Genomic DNA, 2,303 nt, shown 5'->3' on the forward strand with positions numbered 1-2,303 from the left:
TATGCCCTATTTGTGCGGTTGAGAAAGATATGTTCAATAAATTGGATGATTAGATAGCAAAGGGATAGGCACAAGTAGGAGAAACGCAACGGAATTATAAATTTGCTATAAGAAAATATTGCAATGATTTTTCAAAAATTTAATTATATAGAGCAAAACATATTAAGCACGATGAAAATTTTGAAAAAGTTTTTAAAGCTATTGAAGCAAAAGAAATTCAACATAAGCAAGGTATCTTTTTTTGACGGACAAATTTTTGCTGCTTACCCGTTCATCTCCTCTCTAATAAAAAAAGCTAAAAAATCAATAACCTTAATTGATAATTGTATTGATGAAACAGTGCTTATGCTTTTTAGTAAAAATCAAAAAGTAAAGGTAACTATCTATTCTAATAATATAAGCCAACAAATTAAATTAGATTTGGTAAAATATAATTCCCAATATAACCCGATAATTATAAAACAATTTAATTCATCTCACGATAGATTTTTAATTATTGATTATAAACAAATTTATCATTTTGGAGCAAGTTTAAAAGATTTGGGTAAAAAGTGGTTTGCTTTTTCTAAATTTGATATTGAGGCTGTAACTATTTTAAGTAAATTGGAAAGATAAAGGGCTTTTAGAAATATGAATATGAAATTATCAAAATACGAAATACAAGATTTAATCGAAAGATTGCAAAAGTGAGAAAACATTCCTGATGATTATAAATACAAACTATTCCCGGCAAAGCAAAAGGAATATAAGTTGGTTTATGGTGGAAAAATGCGAAAGGGAGATGGTTTAGCTAATGAAGATGGCGTTTTTCCTGTTCAGTTACAAGCAGAAAAAATAATTGAGGTGCTATGTCACTAAAAGTAGTCTTAGGAGCTTTGTGGGGTGATGAGGGGAAAGCTAAAATCATTGATTATCTTGCAGAAGATGCAGATGTAATCGTGCGTTTTCAGGGAGGTTGCAACGCCGGTCATACGGTAATCAATCAAGGAAGAAAAACAGTTTTGCACATTATTCCGGTCGGTATTTTGCACAAAGATGTCCAATGTATTATTGGCAATGGTGTTGTGATTGATCCTTTGCAGATGCTTGAGGAAATTTCCGATCTGGAAGAGCAAGGCATTTCTTTGGCAGGGAGATTGTTCATCAGTTCACAAGCTCATATCACTTTACCGATTCATATTTTTTTGGATGAATGGAATGAGGAGAAAAGTGGGAAAAAATCTATCGGAACGACAAAACGCGGAATAGGTCCTACGTATTCGGATAAATATTCACGGTTGGGGATTCGTTTCGGAGATCTACAGTATCCAAAATTATTAAGCGACAGGATTGATAATCTTATTCATCATAAAAAGGAATTATTGCACAAATGGCTTTCACAAAACGATATTGAAGAAATGAGGCAAAGACTTTTGGCTGCCGCTGATAAATTAAAACAGTATATCTCAGATACCCCATTTTTGATAAATGAACTTCTTGATGAAGGAAAAAAAGTAATGCTGGAAGGAGCTCAGGGAACCTTACTTGACATTGATTTTGGTAGTTACCCGTATGTAACTTCATCCAATCCATCTGTGGGTGGAGCAATTGTCGGAACCGGGATAAATCCCCACAGAGTGGATACGATTGTTGGAATAATGAAAGCGTATTTTACACGAGTCGGCAAGGGACCTTTTCCCACTGAATTGAAAGATGAGACGGGTGAATTAATTCGCAAACAAGGTGCTGAGTTTGGAGCGACAACCGGAAGACCGCGCCGCTGCGGTTGGTTTGATGTTCCGGCTGCAAAATTTTCAGTGCTGATAAACGGTTTTGACGAAATTGCTCTTACAAAAACTGATGTTTTTAGCGGTATGGGAAAAATTAAAATCTGCACTCATTATGAATATCTCGGAAAGAAAATCGCCAAATTTCCCCTTGACCAATTTGTGTTCGAAAAACTCGTGCCCCAATATATTTCTCTACCAGGTTGGGAACAGGATATTTCAGATATTACTGATTTTGATAGATTGCCTGAAAATACGAGATTGTTTATTCTTAAACTTGAAGAATTGATCAGTACGAAAATCAGTATTGTCTCGGTTGGACCGGATAGAAAACAAACGATATTCCGAAATTAAACTTCAATACTCTTTTCCGTGTTTTTCTGTGTGTTTCGTGGTATAAGTTTTTTGGTTAGAAAGGACGATTGAATGAGTATCATTTTCGACAATGTTACGTTTTCTTATGTACCGGATAGAAAACAAACGATATTCAAAAATCAAGATTCAATATCATTTTCAGTGTTTTTCTGTGTGTTTCGT

2 protein-coding genes are annotated in these 2,303 nt (G+C 34.4%); both read left to right on the forward strand.

Going from position 1 to position 2,303, the window contains the following annotated elements:
- Positions 1 to 123: 123 nt before the first annotated feature.
- The gene (locus U9P79_08045) at positions 124 to 615 is read left to right on the forward strand and encodes a hypothetical protein (GenBank protein ID MEA2104573.1); all 492 of its coding nucleotides are present in this window, start codon (positions 124 to 126) and stop codon (positions 613 to 615) included.
- Between the two features lie 233 nt (positions 616 to 848).
- Positions 849 to 2,120, forward strand: coding sequence for an adenylosuccinate synthase (locus U9P79_08050; GenBank protein MEA2104574.1), 1,272 nt, complete (start codon positions 849 to 851; stop codon positions 2,118 to 2,120).
- Positions 2,121 to 2,303 lie beyond the last annotated feature (183 nt).

The sequence above is a fragment of the Candidatus Cloacimonadota bacterium genome (assembly GCA_034661015.1).
In the GTDB taxonomy this organism is placed as follows: Bacteria; Cloacimonadota; Cloacimonadia; order JGIOTU-2; family JGIOTU-2; genus JAYEKN01.

Bases quoted from the DNA above. Each gene is read 5' to 3' on its own strand.
- U9P79_08050 (MEA2104574.1), top strand. From the start codon at position 849: ATGTCACTAAAAGTAGTCTTAGGAGCTTTGTGGGGTGATGAGGGGAAA.
- U9P79_08045 (MEA2104573.1), top strand. From the start codon at position 124: ATGATTTTTCAAAAATTTAATTATATAGAGCAAAACATATTAAGCACG.